16 protein-coding genes are annotated in these 19677 nt (G+C 67.7%); 12 read left to right on the top strand and 4 right to left on the bottom strand.

Annotation, left to right across the window (positions count from 1 at the left end):
* Positions 1 to 45: 45 nt before the first annotated feature.
* The 9 genes from LRH25_RS11940 (at position 46) to LRH25_RS11900 (ending at position 10162) form a co-directional block, all read left to right on the top strand.
* The gene (locus LRH25_RS11940; protein WP_170200674.1) at positions 46 to 795 is read left to right on the top strand and encodes a formylglycine-generating enzyme family protein; all 750 of its coding nucleotides are present in this window, start codon (positions 46 to 48) and stop codon (positions 793 to 795) included.
* A 127-nt stretch (positions 796 to 922) separates the two neighbouring features.
* Positions 923 to 1432 (top strand): GFA family protein, encoded by a 510-nt coding sequence (locus tag LRH25_RS11935; RefSeq protein ID WP_141284108.1) that lies wholly within the window; start codon positions 923 to 925, stop codon positions 1430 to 1432.
* Between the two features lie 62 nt (positions 1433 to 1494).
* Complete coding sequence (locus tag LRH25_RS11930; protein WP_141284110.1) at positions 1495 to 1947, top strand: DUF2214 family protein; 453 nt, start codon at positions 1495 to 1497, stop codon at positions 1945 to 1947.
* A gap of 18 nt (positions 1948 to 1965) precedes the next feature.
* Positions 1966 to 2391 (top strand): VOC family protein, encoded by a 426-nt coding sequence (locus tag LRH25_RS11925; protein ID WP_141284112.1) that lies wholly within the window; start codon positions 1966 to 1968, stop codon positions 2389 to 2391.
* A gap of 20 nt (positions 2392 to 2411) precedes the next feature.
* Positions 2412 to 3698, top strand: coding sequence for an acetamidase/formamidase family protein (locus LRH25_RS11920; protein WP_141284119.1), 1287 nt, complete (start codon positions 2412 to 2414; stop codon positions 3696 to 3698).
* 139 nt (positions 3699 to 3837) lie between these two features.
* Positions 3838 to 4962, top strand: a complete 1125-nt coding sequence (locus LRH25_RS11915; protein WP_211361257.1) for a serine hydrolase domain-containing protein — start codon at positions 3838 to 3840, stop codon at positions 4960 to 4962.
* A 196-nt stretch (positions 4963 to 5158) separates the two neighbouring features.
* Entirely contained in the window at positions 5159 to 7744 is a 2586-nt protein-coding gene (mprF, locus tag LRH25_RS11910) for a bifunctional lysylphosphatidylglycerol flippase/synthetase MprF (RefSeq protein WP_231011248.1), read from the top strand.
* The gene (locus tag LRH25_RS33085) at positions 7741 to 9267 is read left to right on the top strand and encodes an AcvB/VirJ family lysyl-phosphatidylglycerol hydrolase (protein WP_231011211.1); all 1527 of its coding nucleotides are present in this window, start codon (positions 7741 to 7743) and stop codon (positions 9265 to 9267) included. Before mprF ends, LRH25_RS33085 begins: the two co-directional genes overlap by 4 nt.
* 82 nt (positions 9268 to 9349) lie before the next feature.
* On the top strand, positions 9350 to 10162 hold the full coding sequence (locus LRH25_RS11900; RefSeq protein WP_141290889.1) for an FkbM family methyltransferase: 813 nt from the start codon (positions 9350 to 9352) through the stop codon (positions 10160 to 10162).
* Between the two features lie 69 nt (positions 10163 to 10231).
* Here the strand turns inward: LRH25_RS11900 and LRH25_RS11895 are convergent, their stop codons facing one another.
* The 3 genes from LRH25_RS11895 to cydD form a co-directional block, all read right to left on the bottom strand.
* Positions 10232 to 11578, bottom strand: a complete 1347-nt coding sequence (locus LRH25_RS11895) for a TolC family protein (protein WP_231011210.1) — start codon at positions 11576 to 11578, stop codon at positions 10232 to 10234.
* Between the two features lie 62 nt (positions 11579 to 11640).
* A complete protein-coding gene (locus LRH25_RS11890) occupies positions 11641 to 13398 on the bottom strand; it encodes an amino acid ABC transporter ATP-binding/permease protein (protein WP_231011209.1) in 1758 nt (585 codons plus the stop codon).
* On the bottom strand, positions 13395 to 15074 hold the full coding sequence (cydD, locus tag LRH25_RS11885) for a thiol reductant ABC exporter subunit CydD (RefSeq protein ID WP_231011208.1): 1680 nt from the start codon (positions 15072 to 15074) through the stop codon (positions 13395 to 13397). The genes LRH25_RS11890 and cydD overlap by 4 nt, the downstream gene beginning before the upstream one ends.
* 152 nt (positions 15075 to 15226) lie before the next feature.
* Here cydD and LRH25_RS11880 point away from each other — a divergent pair, with 152 nt between their 5' ends.
* From LRH25_RS11880 to cydX, 3 genes are all read left to right on the top strand, one after another.
* A complete protein-coding gene (locus tag LRH25_RS11880; RefSeq protein ID WP_141286530.1) occupies positions 15227 to 16801 on the top strand; it encodes a cytochrome ubiquinol oxidase subunit I in 1575 nt (524 codons plus the stop codon).
* Positions 16802 to 16825: 24 nt separating this feature from the next.
* Positions 16826 to 17971, top strand: a complete 1146-nt coding sequence (cydB, locus tag LRH25_RS11875; RefSeq protein WP_141286528.1) for a cytochrome d ubiquinol oxidase subunit II — start codon at positions 16826 to 16828, stop codon at positions 17969 to 17971.
* Positions 17972 to 18095: 124 nt separating this feature from the next.
* On the top strand, positions 18096 to 18209 hold the full coding sequence (cydX, locus tag LRH25_RS11870; protein WP_141286526.1) for a cytochrome bd-I oxidase subunit CydX: 114 nt from the start codon (positions 18096 to 18098) through the stop codon (positions 18207 to 18209).
* Between the two features lie 88 nt (positions 18210 to 18297).
* Here the strand turns inward: cydX and LRH25_RS11865 are convergent, their stop codons facing one another.
* Positions 18298 to 19674, bottom strand: a complete 1377-nt coding sequence (locus LRH25_RS11865) for an HlyD family type I secretion periplasmic adaptor subunit (RefSeq protein WP_141286524.1) — start codon at positions 19672 to 19674, stop codon at positions 18298 to 18300.
* Positions 19675 to 19677: the final 3 nt, after the last annotated feature.

Here is a 19677-nt window from a genome sequence, read left to right as displayed (position 1 = left end):
TTTGGGATCAGCAGTGATTTCAGGGAGGAATGGATGAAGAGTGCGATGGCATTTTCCCTGCTCGCGGCGGCACTGGGTGCGTCGGCGGCACGGGCCGAGGAGGTTGCGGCCACCATCGAAATGGTGCGTGTGCCGGGTGGTTGCTACAAGATGGGCACGCAGGGCTACGAGAAACACGAGCAACCCATCCACAACGTTTGCGTCAGCGACTTCGAGATTGGCAAGTACGAGGTCACGCAGGCGCAGTGGCGGGCGGTGATGGGCGTGAACCCGTCGAAGTTCGCGGGCTGTGGCGACAATTGCCCGGTGGACAAGGTCTCATGGCTGCAGGCGCAGGAGTTCGTGCAGAAGCTCAGCGCGCAAGGCAAGGGCATGTTCCGCTTGCCGACCGAGGCCGAGTGGGAATACGCCTGCCGCAGTGGCGGCAAGGACGAGACCTGGCCTGGCGGCGTGGGTGCGAGCGAACTGGGTGAGGTGGCCTGGTTCAACAAGGCGGAAGCGGGCAAGCAGACCCACCCGGTCGGCACCAAGAAGGCCAATGGCCTGGGCCTGCATGACATGGCTGGCAACGTGTGGGAATGGGTGCAGGACAAGTTTGTGTCGCCTTACCCGACGGCGGTGGAAAACAACCCGAAGATCGAATCCGGCGGCGAGGAGAAGCGGGTGATGCGCGGAGGCTCGTGGGACGGCAAGGCACCCTACGTGCGCTGCGGCATCCGCAATCGCTACGACATCAACTTCGTCGACTCGGACGGCCGCGTCGGCGTGCGCGTGTTGCGCGAGATTCCGCGCTGAACTGCGGGGCCTGGCCGACTGGCAGTGTGTGGTCGGCTTGCTGCTGCCGGGTGTGCCGGTGATGGCGGTGTTTGCCATCGCGGGCTCCCGCGGGTAGGCTGGCGCTGCTCCAATTTCGCCACGCACCATGACCCCCATCGAAGGCGGCTGTGATTGCCGCATGATCCGATACCGGTTGAACCTTGCGCCCTTGTTCGTGCACTGCTGCCATTGCCGCTGGTGCCAGCGGGAATCGGGCGCTTCGTTTGCGCTGAACGCGATGATCGAAAGCGATGCGGTGGATTCGCTGGGTGGCGAAGTGGCGCTGGTGCACATGCCTTCCGAGAGTGGCGAGGGCCAGCAGATCGCGCGCTGTCCGCGGTGCCAGGTGGCGGTGTGGAGCCACTACGCGGGTGCGGGGCCGCTGGTGAAGTTCGTGCGCGTGGGCACACTGGACAACCCCGATCTGCTGCCGCCGGACATCCACATCTTCACGGCCTCGAAGCAGCCTTGGGTGCTGTTGTCCGGCGACGTGCCGGCAGTGCCCGAGTATTACGACCGGGCGCAGCATTGGCCTGCGTCAAGCCTGCAGCGCCGGGAATTGCTGTTGCCGAGGATTCAGGCTTACCAGGCCTCGCTGAAGGATGTTGGCGCCTGAGATTCAGGCGCCGCCGACCCGCTTGGGCGGGGCATGACCGAAGATCATTGAAGAGGACATCCATGACCATCAGCGCGGTGTTTGCCTTCCTTCATTTCCTCGCCGTCTTCGGCATCGTGGGCGCCGTCTTCCTGGAGTGGCAGACCATGAGCCCCGCGCCGACCTTGGCGGAGGCGAAGCGGCTTCAGGCTAGCGACCGGTGGTATGGCACCTTTGCCGGGCTGGTGCTGATCATCGGTCTGGTGCGCGTGTTCTATTTCGAGAAGGGCAGCGGCTTCTATCTCGCCAACCCGTTTTTCCACGCCAAGCTCACGCTGTTCGTGCTGGCGGGTCTGCTGTCGATCTACCCGACGATTCGCTTCATCAAGTGGCGCCCGCAGACCAGCCAGGGCATGGCGCCTTCGGTTTCGGCGCAGGAGTACCGGCGCATCATGCTGGCCCTGCGGCTGGAAGTCGTGCTGCTGCTGGGCGTGGCCTTGTGCGCCAGCCTGATGGCGCATGGTGTGGGCATGTGACCCCGGAGGACTGCACGAATGGCCACACTCGATCACATCATCCTGAAGGTCAACGACCTGGCCGCCAGCATCGCGTTCTACACGCAGGTGTTGGGTTTCACCTTGCAGGGGCAGGACGGACCGTTCACCGTGCTCAGGGCAGGGCCAGAATGTCAGCTGCAGTTGGCGCCTTGGGGCACGCCCGGATTCGAGCACTACGCGTTTGCGGTGAGCAGCGAGGAATTCGAGCAGATCTTCGTGCGCATCAAGGCGGCCGGCATGGCCCACGGCCCGACCTTCGATTCGGTGGGAACCAACACCGGGCCAGGCGAGGAAAGCGGTGCACGCGGGCCAGCGCCCACGCTTTATTTCAACGATCCGAATCAGCATTTGCTGGAGATCCGGGCATATCCCGGGCCACCAGCGGTAGCCTGGTGCGCTGAAACAACCCATGTGAATTCATGAATCGAACCGGAACCTGCTTGATGTTGAAACGTGTTGCCTTGCTGTTTTGCCTGATCCCCGGGGCCGCGCTGGCGCAGGCGACCGAGCAGTGGGTCGTGACGACCGATCTCTGGGGCAATCCTGTCTATCAAACCCTCACCTTGAAACAGGATGGCGAGGCGATTGCGGGGGACATGGACGGCGACAAGGTCACGGGGCGTCGCCATGGCTCGACCATCACGTTCGAGGAAACCGGCGCGAACAACGCGAGGTATTCGTTTGCCGGCACGATCAAGGGCGGACGCATCGATGGCATTGCCGACTTTCCGGACAGCAACAACCCGGCCAGGCGTGCCAAGCATGGCTTTTCAGCGCGCCGCATTCCCGATCGACCGGCAGGACCGCCGCGCCGCCACGAGTTCGAGCCAACGGAGTATTCCAACGAGTTCAGTCCGCACCGCGCGCCAGTCCTGACTATCTGGCCGGGCGACACCGTGCACACCAAGACCATCGATTCAGGTGGCGTGGACGAAAACGGCGTCACCCGCGCCTTGTTCGGCAACCCGCAGACCGGCCCGTTTTTTGTCGCGACAGCCTCGCCTGGCGACACGCTGGTGGTGCGGCTCAACCGCCTGCGCCTGAACCGGGACCATGCCGACAGCCTGGATACCATCGTGGGTAGGGCGCTGGGTGCCAGCCTGGTTGGCAAAGCGGCGGACCTGGGCCAGCCGGTGCGCTGGAAGCTGGATCGGATGCGCGGTTTGGCAAGCCTTGAAACGCCGACCGAGCGCTTGAAGGAGTTTGTCGTACCGGTTCGCCCGATGCTGGGCGGGCTTGCGGTTGCACCGGGTTTTGGATCGGCTCCCATTTCCACCGGAGACACCGGAAGGTTTGGCGGCAACATGGATTTCAACGAAGTAGTGGAAGGCAATGTGGTCTACCTGCCCGTCCAGCAGCCGGGCGCCTTGCTTTACCTGGGCGACGCCCATGCCCTTCAAGGCGATGGCGAAACCTCGCAGTACGCGCTGGAAACCTCGATGGATGTCGAATTCACAGTGGAGGTGATCAAGGGGAAATCGATCGCGATGCCGCGGGTTGAATCCCCGACGCAGATCATGGTGCTGGGCCAGGCGGGTTCTTTGGACGAAGCGCTGCGCTCGGCCACGACAGGACTCATTCAATGGCTGCAGCAGGACCATGGATTCACGCTGTCCGAATGCGCCATCATCCTTGGCAGTTCGGCACACTACAGCGTGCCCAATCTTGCGGGCCGAAGTGTCGGGGTGGCCATCAAGCTCGACAAGGCACGCCTCCGTCCAGGTTCGTAGGTGAATGGCCGCCGTGTCGCACGCGCTGCCTCGCATGTCTTTCAGGAATGGCTTGATGAACCGTCGCACCACAACGGAGCCAGCAACGATGAAGCCAGGTTGGCGGTGGATGGGGGCTTGTGCATGGGCTGCGGGGGCGATGCTGCTGGGCGCGTGCGCCGGCCCTCCGTCGGCTCCGCTGGCCAGCGCTTCGCTGGACGACGCGGTGCGCCAGTTGATGCAGCGCGAGCAGGTCAAGGGCCTGGCACTGGCGGTGATCGAACACGGCCAGGTGGTCAAGGTGGCCGCCTACGGGCAGCGCAATGTGGCCAAGGCTTTGCCGCTCACGCCGGACACGGTGATGTATGGCGCCTCGCTGACCAAGGCGGCTTTCGGCTACATGGTGATGCAACTGGCGGACGAGGGCCGGCTGTCGCTGGACGCGCCGCTGGCGCAGCTGCTGCCGCAGCCCTTGCCGAAGTACGGCGATGCCAAGCGCGGTTACGCCGACCTGGCTGGCGACGAGCGCTGGCGCCAGCTCACGCCTCGCATGCTGCTCACGCACAGCAGCGGTTTTGCAAATTTCCGATGGGTCGAGGCGGACCAGCGGCTGCAGTTCCACTTCGATCCCGGCAGCCGCTATGCGTATTCCGGCGAAGGCATCAACCTGCTGCAGTTCGTGCTGGAAAAAGGCCTGGGCCTGGACGTGGGCCAGGAAATGCAGCGCCGCATCTTCGACCGTTTCGGCATGACCCGCACCAGCATGCGTTGGCGGCCGGACTTTGCCAACAACCTGGCCGACGGCTACCAGCTGGACGGCAGCGAGCTGCCGCATGACGAGCGCAGCAATGTGCGCGCCGCCGGTTCGATGGACACGACGATTGCCGACCAGGCGCGCATGTGGGCCGGCTTCATGCGAGGCGACGGCCTGAGCCCGGCAGCGCGCGCCGAATGGATCAAAGGGCAGTTGCCCATCACCTCCGCGCACCAGTTCCCGACCTTCCTGCCACCCACCGAAACGCGCTACCAGGCCATCGGCCTCTCCGCTGCCTTGGGCGTCGTGCGCTTCGACGATGCCAGCGGCCCAGCCTGGCTCAAGGGCGGCCACGACGACGCCACCGGCAACATGGCCTTGTGCCTGGAAGCTGGCCAGCGCTGCATCGTGCTGCTGGCCAACGACGTGCGCGCCGAGCGGCTCTACCCGGCGCTGGCCGAGCGGGTGCTGGGCGCCACCCGCATGCCGTGGCAGTGGGAATACGACTGGTGGCAGCCGCCTGCGCCTTGACGCGGGTACTCGGTTTGCCTGGCAGAAGCTGGTGCGAGGCTTGCGTGGCACTGTGCACCGTCGCAACTGCAACGGCGTTCAGCTTCGTCGGCATTGAATCCATTCGCAACAATGGATTCAAAACCGACAGAATGTGCCTGACCCGGCCACCCAGAAAGCAAGAAGACCTGTGTCCGTTCCCGAACCCCCGTTGATTGTGCAGCCCCGTTCGCCTGTGGCCAGGCTTGGTGAGTGGTGGCCCCGCCTGCGGCCCTGGCTGCTGGCCGCGTTGGGGCTGGTGCTGGCGGGCGCCGTGGGCTTCGCACTGCAGGGGCTGTTGCGCGAGGTGCGCTATGCCAGCGTGATGGCCGCCGTCTCGGCCACGCCCAACATCGACATCTTCGCCGCGCTGCTCGCCACCGCCGCCAGCTATCTTGCGCTGACCCAGTACGACGCCTCCGCGCTGCGATATGCCGGGGCCAAGGTGCCGCGCAGCACCGTGCTGCTGACTTCCTTCGTTGCTTATGCGCTGTCCAACACCATCGGCCTCGGACCTTTGTCGGGCGGTGCGGTGCGCATGCGGCTGTATGCCGCGGCGGGGCTGGAGCCGCCTCAGATCGCGCGGGTCATCGGCTTCAATGCAGCGGCCTTTGCGCTGGGCATGATGGTGTTCGGTGCCATGGGCCTGCTGTGGGGCGCGGCGGACGTCGCGCCGCTGCTGCACAGCCGGGCCTGGTGGCTGCGCGTGCTGGCGCTGGCCATGCTGCTGGCGCTTGCCGGCTTCCTGTGGCTGTGCAGCCGCCAGCACCTGCTGCAGGTGGGCCTGGGCCGCGGCCGGCGATGGACGCTGCGCCTGCCTACGCTGAACCTGGCGCTGCGCCAGCTGCTCATTTCCGCAGTGGAGCTGGCCGCTTCGGCCGCAGCGCTCTGGTTCCTGCTGCCGACCAACCACATCGGCCTGCCGACCTTCATCGCCTTCTATGCGATTGCCATCGCCGCCAGCATCATCAGCCACGTGCCGGGCGGCGTGGGCGTGTTCGAGGCGGTGATGCTGCTGGCCAGCGGCACCGGGGTGCCCAGTGACGCGATGCTGGGCGCGCTGCTGCTGAACCGCGGCATCTACTACGTGCTGCCGCTGCTGCTGGCCACCGGCACCCTGATCGCCTACGAGTTGCGCTCAGGCGTGGCCGCACCTGTGAGCCGCATGGCCGTGCACCTGAGCCCGCGCCTGATGGCGGCACTGACGATGGTCGCCGGCCTGTGGCTGCTGGTCTCCGGCGTCACCCCTTTCACCGAAGACGCGCGCGAGGTGCTGGCCACGCTGCGTGTGCCGCTGCCGCTGATCGAGGCCTCGCACTTTCTCGGCAGCGTGGCCGGCCTCGGGCTGCTGCTGGTGGCGCGCGGGCTGCTGCACCGGCTGGACGCGGCCTGGTGGGCGGCGCTGGGGCTGTCGATGGTGGCTGCGCTGCTGGCGCTGCCCAAGGGCATTGCGCTGAACGAGGCGGCCTTCCTCAGCATGCTGGTGCTGCTGCTGGTGATCTCGCGCAAGCAGTTCAACCGGCCGTCCTCGCTGTTCGCCCAGCGGCTGGAGCCGGAGTGGCTGCTGGCGCTGCTGGGCGTGGTGCTGGCCTGTGTGTGGGTGCTGTTTTTCGCCTACCAGGAAGTGGCCTACAGCAACCACCTGTGGTGGCAGTTCGAGCTGGACGGGCAGGCCCCGCGCTCGCTGCGCGCGCTGATGGGCGTGGCCTTGATGGCATTGGCGTTTTTCCTGTGGCAGCTGATGCGCCAGCCAGCCGGCGTGCTGAGCCGCACCACGCCCGAGCAGATCGCCCGCGCGGCGGCCATCATCCGCGCCAACCCCTCGTCCGACGGCTGCTACGCGCTGATCGGCGACAAGCAGCTGATGTTCTCGCCGTCCGGCAGGAGCTTCCTGATGTACGGCAAGCAGGCGCGCAGCTGGGTGTCCTTGTACGGCCCGTTTGGCGACAGCCGCGAGTGGGCCGACCTGGTGTGGCAGTTCATCGAGCTGGCCAACGCCCATGGCGGTCGTGCGGCCTTCTACCAGGTGCGGCCAGTGGCCCTGCCGCTGTACCTGGATTGCGGCCTGCAGGCGCTGAAGCTGGGCGAATATGCGCATGTGAACCTGCCTGACTTCAGCCTCAAGGGCGCCAAGCGCGCCAACCTGCGCTCCGGCGTGAACCGCGGCGAGCGTGAAGGCCTGAGCTTCGAGGTGCTGCCCCCGGCCCGCGTGGCCGAGTTGCTGCCGCAGCTGCGCGAGGTTTCGCAGGCCTGGCTCACGCACCAGCGCGGCCGTGAAAAAGGCTTTTCCGTTGGCCGCTTCGACGAGGCCTACCTGCAGCAGCTGCCGGTGGCCGTGGTCTGGCGCGAGGGCAAGGTCATCGCCTTTGCCAACCTGCTGAGCACCGCTGCGAAGCAGGAAGCCAGCGTGGACCTGATGCGCTACCTGCCCGGCGCCCCGCCCGGCACCATGGACTTCCTGTTCGCCAAGGTCATGCTGCACCTGCAGGCCGAGGGTTACCAGCGTTTCGGGCTGGGCATGTCGCCCATGGCGGGCATGGCCGAGCGTCGCAAGGCGCCGCGCTGGCAGCAACTGGGCCGGCTGCTCTACAAATACGGGGACCGCTTCTACAACTTCCGCGGCCTGCACAGTTTCAAGGACAAGTTCGAGCCCGAATGGGAAGCCCGCTACCTGGCGGCACCCGGCGGGCTGGCGCCGTTTTTCGTGCTGGCCGACGTGGCCGCGCTGATTGGCGGTGGCATGAAAGGCGTGGTGACGAAGTGAGTGTGCGTACCTGGGCAACGCGGGGGCGGGTGGGCCTGCCGCTGCTGATGGCCATGCTGCCGGGGCTGCTGCTGGCGCAGACGGCCAAGCTGGCCCCTTTGGTGCCTCCCGCAGCCGCGGGCAGCGCGCCGGCCCTGGCACCAGCGCTTGCGCTGGTACTGCCCGCCGTGCCGCCGCCGCTGCCCATTCCCGGCACCAGCTTCCCGCGGCTGCTGTCGCACGGGCTGTTCAACGACGTGGCGCTGTACCGCCCGGCCGGCGTGCCGCAGCAGTTCGTGATGCTGCCTTTCACCGGCATGGACGGCGCCAACGACAGCGAGCGGCTGATGATCCAGAAGATGGTCACCGCCGGCGCGATGGTGGCCACCATTCCGCTGACCAACTTCTACCGCCGGCTGGAAGTGCAGGACGGCAAGTGCACCTATGCCGGCGGCGCCTTCGAGAACCTTTCGCGCCAGTTGCAGGCCTCGGAGAAGCTGGGGGCCTACATGGAGCCGATGCTGGTGGGCACCGGCAGCGCGGGCGCGTTTGCCTACGCGCTGGTGGCCCAGGCGCCGGCCGGCACCTTTGCTTCAGCGCTGTCGGTCGGCTTCTGCCCGCGGCTGCCGATGAGCAAGCCCATGTGCGCGCAAAACGCCTTGCGCTGGCAGCCTGCAGCCGACGGCAGCGGAGTGGACCTGCTGCCGCCTCCCACCGCCTTGCCCGAGCCGTGGACTGCGATGCAGGCCGGCAGCAGCATGGCCGCGTGCCCGGCGGCGCAAGACTTCGTGCAGCGCGTGCCGCAAGCCGTCTGGCAGCCTGCGCCGGCCACCGGCCCCGAGTTGCCGGCCGGCTTCGACAGCGCCTATGCCTCGCTGGCCGCGCGCCAGGTCACGCTGGGCCCGCCGCCGGCCCAGTTGGCCGACCTGCCGGTGATCGAAGTGCCGGCCACTGCCGAAGCCGCAGGCGGGCCGAATGCGGACCGCTTCGCGGTGCTGCTGTCCGGTGACGGCGGCTGGGCCAGCATCGACAAAGGCATTGCCGCGGCGATGGCCGCCAAAGGCATTCCGCTGGTCGGCGTGGATTCGCTGCGCTACTTCTGGAGCGCCCGCACGCCCGAAGGCCTGGCCACCGACCTGGACCGCCTGATCCGCTTCTACTCGCACCGCTGGAAGCGCAGCGAGGTGATCCTGATCGGCTACTCGCAAGGCGCGGACGTGCTGCCATTTGCCGTCAACCGCCTGCCCGCCGCCACGCGCACGCGGGTGCGTCTCACCGCGCTGTTGGGCCTGGGCCAGAAGGCTTCGTTCGAGTTCCACCTGTCCAACTGGATCGGTCCCAGCGGCGACCGGCCGATTGCGCCCGAAGCCCAGCAGCTCGTGGCCGCCCGCACGCTGTGCATCTACGGCCAGGACGAGAAAAACTCGCTGTGCCCGACGCTGGCACCGCTGCACGCCCGCCCGCTGCCGCTGGCCGGCGGCCATCACTTCGGTGGCGACTATGATGCCCTCGCCGGCCACGTCCTCGCTTCTATTGAGCGCTGATTCGAGGCTGGCGGCGGTGTCCGGCACTGGCCGTACACAGGCACCGTGGTCGCAGTGAATTCACTGTCAGCGAACTAGGCGAATGAAGTCCAATCCGTTCAAGCTCTTTTCATCGAGAAAGCCCGCTACCGCCAGCCTACCGTCCGTGCCGGTACCTGCAACCATGCAGACCAGTGAGCCATCGGTGCTGACGTTCCCCGAGCCTCCCTCCGCAGAAATGCGCATACGGCTGGCCGACGTGGGGAGTGCAGGCGGGCTGCAGGCAAAGTGGCGGCCACATGTGGCATGGCTAGAGCCTGTCCTGTTCGAGCCCAGCCCGCAATCCGCGCAGAATCTTCGCGCTAAGTTTCCCGAGGCACATGTGGTGCAGGCCGGCTTGTCCAACGCGGTGGAATCGCGGAAGCTGTACATCACGAAAAATCCGTTTTGCATTTCCGTGCTGGAGCCCAATGAGGTGCTGCTGGCGGAATATCCCAATATGCAGGCGCATTTCGAGGTGCAACGTTCGATTGACATCGCTTGCACCCGCTATGACGTGTTGCATCGAGAAGGAAAGACACCTCAACCGGATCTCGTGAAGATTGACGTGCAGGGCTTCGAATACGAGGTGTTGCAGGGTTTCGGTGATCTCTTGCATGGATGCCTCGGCATCGAGCTTGAAGCGCACTTCTATCCGCTCTACAACCAGCAGAAGCTGCTGCCTGACCTCATTTCGCTGCTTGAGCCTTTCGGGCTCGTCCTGCGCAAAATCGAATACGTTCCGCACTTCCTTGGCGAGGTGGTGGAGGTGAACGCCTTCTTCACCAAACGGCGGTCCCAATCGAAATTTTTTGACGGGCGCCAGCGTTGGATCCATCGGGTTGCCGAGCAGGTATGGCAACTGCCCTCAAGATGAGGTGACGATTCAGCGTGAATGAAAAAAGCCGCTCGGAATCGAGCGGCTTTTTGCCGGGTGCGAAGCCGGTCAGTTCAACGGCAACTTCACGCTGCCCGCCAGCGAATAGAGCAGGGCGATCGATTCCTGGCCGTCGTGCAGGGCGTCCACATAGGCAATGCGTAGGTTGAAGTGGTCGCCTTCGGCCGAGATCACGTCGAACAGCGAGCGCTTGCCGAGTTGCTGCCATTGGGCAATGGTGTCGTCGCGCACGCGTTCGCTGCTCTTCAGCACGGTGACGGTGTCGCGGGCGCGGACCAGTGCGGCGCTGGCTTGTTCGTGGACTTCGGCCAGCCGGTTCTGCAGCGCGTCCAGCGATTCGGCGCGTTGCACGCGGGCGGCTTCGGCGCGCAGGCGGGCCGAAGTGGACGCCGGTGCGGCGGCAGGGTTCAGCAGCGGCACGTTGATGGTGATGCCGGCGTTCCAGTTGCCGGCGTGGTCGCCGGTGGCATTCTTGGCCACGCTGACCAGCCAGTTGGCCTGCACCTTGTTGCCGGCATCGGTGGCCCTGGCCAGGCTGTCGGCAGCGTCGGCCTGCGCGGCCAGTTGGGCAATGCTGGAGGCGCCTGTGGCTTGCGACTGCAGCTCGGGCAGCGCAGGGGTTTGCAGCATCAGTGCGGACAGGCCGTTGGCCTCCGGCAGGCTGTCGCCCACCAGGCGGCGCAGCCGGGTTTCGGTGAGGCGCAGCTGGGTCATGGACTGGGCCCGCGACAGCAGCACCTGCTGCAGCGTCTTGCGGGCCTGCACCAGCTCGCTGCCGCGGCCGCGGTCGGTGGCGACGATCTGTTCCAGCGAGTCCACCAGCGTGCAGACCTTGGCGGCGTACTGGCTCCAGACCTGGGCGTGCAGTCGGTAGCGGTCGCGCTCGAAGGACAGGATGACGGTTTGCAGCGCGACCTGTTCGGTGGTGCTGATCTGGCCCTGGTTGGCAGCCTCGGCCAAGCTGGTGCGCCACTGGGTCAGGTGTGAATTGCGACCGGAGTCGTAGAGCATCGCACTGACGGTGAGGCCGGGCCGCACCTGGAACTGGTTGCGCGTCTTCTGGCCTTCCATCTGGTCGCCGGACGGACCGATGGCGGCGCTCAGCGTGGCCGTGGGCAGCGCGCCGGCCTTGGTTTCTTCGATGTCGCTGCGCGCGGCATCGGCCAGCAGCTTGGCGGCGCCCACGGCCTTGCTGCGCTGCTCGGCCGCCTGGATCAGGTTCAGCAGCGTGAGCCGCGGTGCGCTGGCGTCGCCCGAAGGTGTGTCGCGCTGGGCCAGCGGCGTCAGGCCTTCGGCGCAGGCGGCGTGGGCCATGCCGGTGCCGGCCAGCGTCAGCGCGGTGGCTGCCAGCATGGCACGGGTGATCAGGGAGAGCGCAGAAGTGCGAGTGGACATGGCCGTCGACCCAGGAGGAGACATGCCCGCCAGTAGACCGTCGCAGCGGCCTTCACATCCCCTCAATAAACAGCTTCAAAACCCGCCTGTTCCAAGCCGTTGGCGCTGTCCTGCAGGCGCCCCAGCATCAGTTGCCGGTTGCACAAGGCCAGCGGCGCGGGCCGGTGGCTGACCAGCAGCAGGCCCTGGCCGGTGAGGCTCAGGCGGCGGCGCAGGCCGGCCACCACGGCCGCTTCGGTGGCGGCGTCCAGGCCCTCGGTGGGTTCGTCCAGCAGCAGCCATGGCGCGGGCACCAGGCAGGCCCGGGCCAGCGCCAGGCGGCGCCGCTCACCGCCGGAAAGGCCTGCGCCGTCCTCACCCAGCCAGCCGTCCAGCCCGCCTGGCAGGGCCCGGATGCGGCGGTCCAGGCCGGCGTCCTGCAGGGCCGCCCAGAGCTGTTCGTCGCTGGCCTGGCCGCAGCCCAGCGTGAGGTTGTCGCGCACGCTGCCGGCCAGCAGCGCGGCATCCTGCGGCAGCCAGGCGAACTGGGCGCGCAGCGTGGAGACCGGCAGGTCGGCCAGGTCGTGACCTGCCAGCTCCGCCGTGCCGCGCACGGCAGGGCGCAGCCCCAGGAGGGTTTCGAGCAGCGTGCTCTTGCCGCAGCCGGACGGGCCTAGCAGTGCGACGTGTTCACCGGGCTGCAAGGGCGAGGCGGACAGCGCGGGCAGGTGCAGCGCGGCGGCGGTGCTGGCGGGCGTGCTGTCGGCCGGGGCAGGCGAGGGCAAGGCTTGCGCGCTGCCCAGCAGGGCATCGAGCCGGCGCTCGGCTTCGTGGGCACTGGCCTGCTGCAGCGCATGGCGCAGCAGCGGCGCCAGCGATTCGACCGTCATGACCGCCGCGAGCGCGCACAGCGCCGCCACCGGTGCGCCGGCGCCCCGTGCCAACGCAAAGGCCAGCGCGGCAGTGAAGCCGCTGGCCAGTGCGAGTACCGCGTCCAGCCCGGCCATCAGGCGCAGCTGGCGGCGCTGGGCCTTGGCCAGGGCCTGGTCCTGGGTCACCACGCGCTGGCCGGCCCACGCGGCCAGGTCGTGGCAGTGCAGCTCGGCGTCGTGGGCCGACAGCCAGGCCAGTTCGTCCTTCAGCGCGCCCATCGCGGCGCGGCTGGCCTGCGCTGCGCTGCGCACCCGCCGTGCGCCGAACCCGCCGGCCAACACCAGCAGCGCGCCGCAACCCAGCGTGGCAACCAGGGGCGGCCAGCCGCCGAAGGCCAGCAGCGCCAGGCCGGTCAACACGCCGGCCGCGGCGGTCCACGGCACCGAGCGGCGCACCTGCTGGGCCTCGATGGCTTCCACGTCCTGCACCATCGCCGTGACGGCCTCGCCGGTGCTCACTGCCAGCGAGCGCTCCGCCGGTGCGGCGCACAGCGCGCCGAAGATGGCCGGCCGCACGCGGGCCAGGCTGCGCAGCGCTGCCTCGTGGCTGCACAGGCGCTCGCCGTAGCGTGCGCCTGTGCGGGCAATTGCCAGCAGGCGGATCGCGGCGCTGGGCAGCAGGTAATTGAAGGCCTGGGCCATAGCCAACCCGCTGACGCCTGCCGCCGCCGCCGCGGTGATGAACCAGCCGGACACGCCCAGCAAGGCCACCGAAGCCAGGCCCAGCAGTGCGGCACAGGCGGCAGCGGCCTGGAACAGGCCGCTGTGCCGCCGGCGCTCGGTGGCGAGCAACTGGCGCAACGGGGATCCGGCGGGGCCGGTGCGATCTTGCTGGCGGATGCTGCCTGGCCCGCGCTGTGCCAAGGCCGGCGGGGCCGGTACGGCATTCGCATGAACGTGGTTCGTCATGCCATGGTTCCCAGCCGCAGCACCCGGTGCGCGCAGGCGGCGAGCCGCTCGCTGTGGGTGGCGATCAAGGTGGTGCGGCCTTCGCAGGCGCGGGCCAGCGTGTCGACCAGCGCGGCTTCGGCCTCGGCGTCCAGGTGGGCCGTGGGCTCGTCCAGCAGCCACAGCCATGCGCCGGGCTTCAGCAGCGCCCGAGCCAGCGCCAGGCGCCGCCGCTCGCCGCCGGAGAGACCGCCGCCGCGTGCGTCCAGCAGCGTGTCCAGCCCCAGCGGGCGGCCGGCCAGCATGGCTTGCAGGCCGGACCGCTCGATTGCTTCGGCCAGCGCCTGCGCCGAGGCTTCTGGCGCCGCAAGCAACAGGTTCTCGCGCAGCGTGCCCGGCACGATCAGCGGCTGCTGGCCGATCCACACCGCGCAAGCTGCGAGCGAGCCCGCGGCGGCCAGCGGCAGGCCGTTGAGCAGGATGCTGCCTTCGCGGACCTGCGCCAGGCCCAGCAGTGCGCGCAGCACGGTGGTCTTTCCGCTGCCGGACGGGCCCATCAGCGCCAGGCTCTGGCCGGCGGGCAGATCGAAGCTCAGCTTTTGCAGCACGGCTGGCGTGTCGCCGTGGGACAGGCTGACGTTCTGGAAACACAGGCTGGGCGGGCTCTGGAAGCTGGCTGCTGCAGCAGACTTCAGCGCCGGCGTGGCGGCGCTCTCGCAAGCCAGAAGACGCTCGGCCGCCGCCTGCGCGGCCTGCCGGTCGTGATAGGCCGCGGCCAGGCGGCGCATCGGCAGGTAGAACTCCGGCGCCAGCGCCAGCACGAAAAACGCCGGGCCCAGCGCAAAGCGTTCCGGTGCGGGGAAGGGCAGCAGCCCCAGCAGGCCAAAGCCGCAATACACGGCCACCAGCGCCACGCACAAGGCGGCGAAGAACTCCAGCACCGCAGAGGACAGGAAGGCCAGCCGCAGCACCCGCAGCGTGCGCTGCGCCACGTCTTCGGCGGCCGTTGCCAGGCGGGCGCGCTCGCGCCCTTCGGCCCGCATCGCCAGCACCACCGGCAGCGCGCGCACGCGGTCGGCCAGCAGGCCCGAGAGCCGGGCCAGCGCGGCCAGTTGGCGATGCGACTCAGCAGCCGAGGCCCGGCCTGCAAACGCCATCAGCACGATGAAAGGCAGCAGCGTGGCGGCCAGGATCGCGGCCGTCACCGGGCTGGCGATGGCCACCGCGGCCAGCACCAGCAGCGGTGCCAGCGTGGCGGCCTGCCGGGCCGGCAGAAAGCGGGCCACCCAGGCCTCCAGGGCCTCGATCTCTTCGGCAGCCAGGCTGACCAGCCGGGCGGGGCCGGCCTCGCCGCCGGCCGTGTCCTGCCGCCGCGCGGCGGCGGTCCCTGCAGCTCCGCCCAGCGCGGCCTGAACCAGGCGGGCGCGCCAGCTTCGCTTGACGGCCAACGCCGCCTGTTGCCCCGACAGTGCGGCCTTTCGCCCCAGCAGCCCGCGCAGCCCTGCCGCCAGCACCAGCAGTGCCAGCCAGCCCCAGGGCGGCTGTTGCGCTGCCAGCGCGGCCACGGCACCGGCCAGGCCGGCTGCGAAGCCGATGCCGGCCACGGCGTCCAGCACCAGGCAGGCACTCGCGGCATGCCTGCCGGGGGCGGCCCGGGCGTGGGCCTGCAGTTGTTGCTCTGCCAGGTCGGAGAGCATGGAAAGAGGGGATGAAACCATGTTCACCACGATCCTATATCGCCTCCTCCCTTCGCATGATTTGGATCAAGCGCATCGCCAGTACGATGGATACGCTGTACGCCCTGGGGTTAACCCTCCTATTTCGTTCGCTCAAAAGAAGAGAACCCGTCATGGATTCAGGCGTCATCGATCTTTCGCGCTTGCAGTTCGCACTCACCGCGCTGTACCACTTCCTCTTTGTTCCGCTCACGCTGGGGCTGTCCTTCATGCTGGTCATCATGGAGGCGATCTATGTGATGACCGACAGGCCCATCTGGCGCACCATCACCCGCTTCTGGGCCAAGCTCTTCGGCATCAACTTCGTGCTCGGCGTGGCCACCGGGCTGACGATGGAGTTCCAGTTCGGCACCAACTGGTCCTACTTCTCGCACTACGTGGGCGACATCTTCGGTGCCCCGCTGGCCATCGAGGGGCTGATGGCGTTTTTCCTCGAAGCCACCTTCGTCGGCGTGATGTTCTTCGGCTGGGACCGGCTGTCCAAGCTCGGCCACCTGGTCGTGACCTTCCTGGTCGCGCTGGGCACCAACCTGTCGGCGCTGTGGATCCTGATCGCCAACGGCTGGATGCAGAACCCGATTGGCGCCGAGTTCAACCCCGAGACGATGCGCATGGAGGTGACCGACTTCGTCGCGGTGCTGTTCAACCCGATTGCGCAGGCCAAGTTCGTGCACACGGTGAGCGCTGGCTACGTGATCGCCTCGGTCTTCGTGCTGGGCATCTCCTGCTTCTACCTGCTGCGTGGCCGCTTCCCCGAAGTGGCGCGCCGCTCGATGACGGTGGCCGCCGCCTTCGGCCTGGCCTCGTCGCTGTCGGTTGTGGTGCTGGGCGACGAAAGCGGCTATGTGCTGACCGACAACCAGAAGATGAAGCTGGCCGCCATCGAGGCCGCCTGGCACACCGAGAAGGCACCGGCCGGCCTCACGCTGTTCGGCCTGCCGGACACCGAGGCCAGGACCACGCGCTATGCGGTCGAGATCCCCTGGGTGCTGGGCCTGATCGCCACGCGCAGCCTGCATGGCCAGGTGACCGGCATGTCGGAGCTGGTGCTGCGCGCCCAGGAGCGCATCAGCTCCGGCGTGGTGGCTTACGACGCGGTCGAAAAGCTCAAGCTGGACCCGAAGAACACGCAGGCTCGCGCCGCCTTCGAGCAGCACAAGCACGACATGGGCTACGCGCTGCTGCTCAAGCGCACGCTGGCCGACCCACGCGAGGCCACGCCGCAGCAGATCGCTGCCACCGCCTGGGACACCGTGCCCAGCGTGCCGGTGATGTTCTGGAGCTTCCGCATCATGGCCTTCATCGGCTTCGCGATGATTGCGCTGTTCGCCACCGCCTTCGTGCTGTGCTCGCTGCGCCTGCATGGCCAGGCGCGATGGTTCTGGAAGCTGGCCGTGCTGGCCATTCCGCTGCCCTGGCTGGCAGCCGAGCTGGGCTGGGTGGTGGCCGAAATGGGCCGCCAACCGTGGGCGATTGATGGCGTGCTGCCCACCTTCCTGGCCGCTTCGTCGCTGAGCCGCACCTCGCTGTGGATCACCATCATCGGCTTCACCTCGCTGTACGGCACGCTGGCCGTGATCGAGGTCCGGCTGATGCTCTCGGCCATCCGCAAGGGCCCGTACGACCATCACGACGAGCAGCAGCCCGCGCCCGGCCCGGTGCCGGCCAGTTCACCCGTTGCCGCCTGAGCCCACAAGAAGGACAACAACATCATGGCTTTCTTCGACTACGAAACCCTGCGCTTCATCTGGTGGGCGCTGCTGGGCGTGCTGCTGATCGGCTTCGCGCTGACCGACGGCTACGACCTCGGCGTCGGCGCGCTGCTGCCCTTTGTCGGCAAGACCGACGTCGAGCGCCGCATGGTCATCAACTCGGTGGGCCCGCATTGGGAGGGCCATCAGGTGTGGTTCATCCTGGGCGGCGGCGCGATCTTCGCGGCCTGGCCGTTTGTCTATGCAGTGAGCTTCTCCGGCTTCTACCTGGCGATGTTCGTGGTGCTGGCCGCGCTGATCCTGCGGCCGGTCGGCTTCAAGTACCGCTCCAAGCATGAAGACACCGCCTGGCGCACCCGCTGGGACTGGGCGCTGTTCGTCGGTGGCCTGGTGCCGGCGCTGGTCTTTGGCGTGGCGGTGGGCAATGTGCTGCTGGGCGTGCCGTTCCGGCTCGATTCGGACTTGCGTTCGTTCTACGAAGGCAGCTTCTTTGCGCTGTTCACGCCGTTTTCGCTGCTGTGCGGTTTGCTTTCGGTGGCGATGCTGGTGCTGCACGGCAGCGCCTGGCTGACGATCAAGGTCGAGCCCGGTCCGGTGCATGTGCGCGCACGCCGTTTCGGCACGGTGGCCGGCCTGGCCAGCCTGCTGCTGTTCGCGGCCGGTGGCCTGTTCGTGGCCTATGGCGACCTGGGCTACAAGCTGACCGCGCCGGCCGACCACTTCGGCCCGTCCAACCCGCTGCGCTCGGAGGCTGTGCACACCGCAGGCGCCTGGCTGGCGAACTATGCGGCAGCGCCGCTGACGATGCTCGCTCCCGCCGCCGGTTTCCTCGGCGCGCTGCTGGCGCTGCTGGGCATTCGCCTGCGCAGCGAAGGGCTGGCCTTCTCCGGCTCGTCGCTGTCGGCCGCAGGCATCATCGCCACGGTCGGCGTGTCGATGTTCCCGTTCATCCTGCCTTCCAGCATCGACCCGCGTTCCAGCCTCACCGTGTGGAATGCCTCGTCCACCGAGAGCACGCTGGGCGTGATGCTCTTCGTCACCGTGGTCTTCCTGCCGCTGATCCTGATCTACACCGGCTGGGCCCTGCGCGTGATGCGCGGCCGCGTGACCACCCAAGAGATGGCCACCCACCCGGACCGCTACTGAGGGCCCCCAGGGCCGGGCTGTGCCCGACCCGCCCCCCGAGGGGGTCAAGGAAACTTGGGGCGGCCCTGCGTTTCCTTGGCCGCTCCGGCATCACGATCCAACAAATCGAAAGGACTTTTCAAGCATGTGGTACTTCACCTGGATCCTCGGCCTCGGCCTGGCCGTCGGCTTCGGCATCCTCAACGGCATGTGGCATGAGTTTCATCTGCCGGAGGAGGAGACTCCCGCTGGCGCGTAGCGCACGGCTCAGCCAGAACGGGGAAGGGCAGTTGCTCCGCGCTTCATGGCCGTTCGCCCTGAGCCTGTCGAAGGGTTCCTGAACCCGCTCAACGTTCCTTGAACGCCTCGCGTGCTTTGAGCAAGGGTCGCAGCACGAACTCCAGCACCGTGCGTTCGCCGGTGTTGATCTCGACCGTGGCGGTCATGCCGGGGCGGACGGGCAGGGCCTTGCCGCCGGCTTCCAGGGACGAGTGGTCGACCCGCACCAGCGCGCGGAAGTAGGTGTTGTCGGGGCCGCCGTTGTTGCGTTCGGCGTCGCCCAGTGCGTCGGGGCTGATCGAGTCCACCGTGCCGCGCAGGCCGCCGTAGAGGTTGTAGTCGTAGGCGCTGAGCTTGATCTCGGCCACCTGGCCCACCTTGACGAAGCCGATCTCGCTGGGCTTGATGCGGGCCTCGACCAGCATGCGGCTGGTCAGCGGCACGATCTCCATGATCGCGGCGCCGGGGTTGACCACACCGCCCAGCGTGTTGTTGCGGATGTTCTTGACCAGCCCGACCACCGGCGACTCGATCACGGTGCGCCTGACCATGTCTTCGCGTGCCACCATCTGCTGCTCGATCTGCGCCAGGTCCGACTGCACGCGCAGCATCTCGGTGCTGGCCTCCTGGCGGAAGCGGCTGCGGCGTTCGGTGGACTGTTGCTGCATCTCGCCGATCTGGCGCCGCAGCCGCATCACCTCGACCTCGGACATCAGCCCGCGGGCCGACATGCTCTCGGCCATGTTCAGTTCCTTCTGCACCAGGCCGATGCTGCGCTGGTACGACGCCACGGCCTCGTTGAGCAGCTGCTTGCGCGCATTGAAGGCTTCGATCTCGATGCTGACCAGCTTGGGCTTGGCCGCCAGTTCGGGCGGGAAGTTCAGCGAGTTGGCGCCCGAGGCTTCGGCGCGCAGCCGCACCATGGTCGCCTGCAGGGCCAGTTGCTTGACCTCGCCTTCGTTCTGCTGGGACTCGAAGCGTGTCGGGTCCAGCCTGGCCAGCGGCTGGCCGATCTTCACTTCCGAGCCTTCCTTGACCATCAGCTCTCGCAGGATGCCGCCTTCCAGGCTGGCAATGACTTGCTCGCGGCCGTCTGGCACCACTCGTGCATCGGTGCGGGTGATCTCTTCGACCTTGGTCATGCTGGCCCAGGTGCCGGCTGCGACCACGGTGGCCAGCATCAGCCAGATGGCCGCGCCTGCGCCGGTGCGAGATTCCAGCACCTGCGCTTCGCGCACGCTGCTGAGGAACTGCACGTCGCCCGGTTTCAGGCGGCGCTGCTCGCGCTCTTCGCTCGTTTTGCGCCAGCGCTGCATGAGCGATGGCTTGGGTGGCTTGGCGCCGGGCTGCAGCGGCAGGTCGGCCGCGTGCACCAGCCCGGTCGGGTCGATGCGGCCTTCGCCGCCTTCGTCTGTCGCATGCCAGCTGCGTTTGCTCAACGACATGCT

The sequence above is a fragment of the Ideonella azotifigens genome (genome assembly GCF_021043325.1).
Taxonomy (GTDB): Bacteria; Pseudomonadota; Gammaproteobacteria; order Burkholderiales; family Burkholderiaceae_C; genus Ideonella; species Ideonella azotifigens.
The sequence above is the reverse complement of the archived record's forward strand: the minus strand, read 5'-3'. Positions and strand labels throughout refer to the sequence as shown.